Origin of the sequence: Pseudonocardia sp. EV170527-09, from assembly GCF_008369905.1 — a bacterium.
In the GTDB taxonomy this organism is placed as follows: domain Bacteria; phylum Actinomycetota; class Actinomycetes; order Mycobacteriales; family Pseudonocardiaceae; genus Pseudonocardia.
The window spans coordinates 1-325 of sequence record NZ_VRMC01000385.1; the positions used below are offsets into that span (position 1 = coordinate 1).

Here is a 325-nt window from a genome sequence, read left to right on the forward strand (position 1 = left end):
CCACAACCGGCCGAACCTCCGAACGGCCGGTGGAGCGATCGGCACGCCCTGGCTGTTCCCCAGCAGCCGACCCGGACGGCATATTGACCCGCAGGCCATCATGCAACGCCTGCGGGCGCTAGGCGTCAACCTGCTCGGATCACGCAATACTGCGCTGCAACAACTTGTCTCCGAGATCCCCGCTCCCCTGGTCGCCGAAATGCTCGGATACAGCGACCAAGTCACTCAACGCCACGCTGCGCTCGCGGGAACGACCTGGGCCAACTACGCGACTGCACGGAACGTGGCGAATTCGCAGAAGGAAACGGATTGGTGAATCTCCCTG

The 325-nt window shown here is 63.7% G+C and carries 1 pseudogene; it reads left to right on the forward strand.

The features are described 5' to 3' along the window. Window positions 1-316: pseudogene (locus tag FVA95_RS29570) on the forward strand (hypothetical protein); the annotation flags it as partial. Between the last annotated feature and the right edge of the window lie 9 nt (window positions 317-325).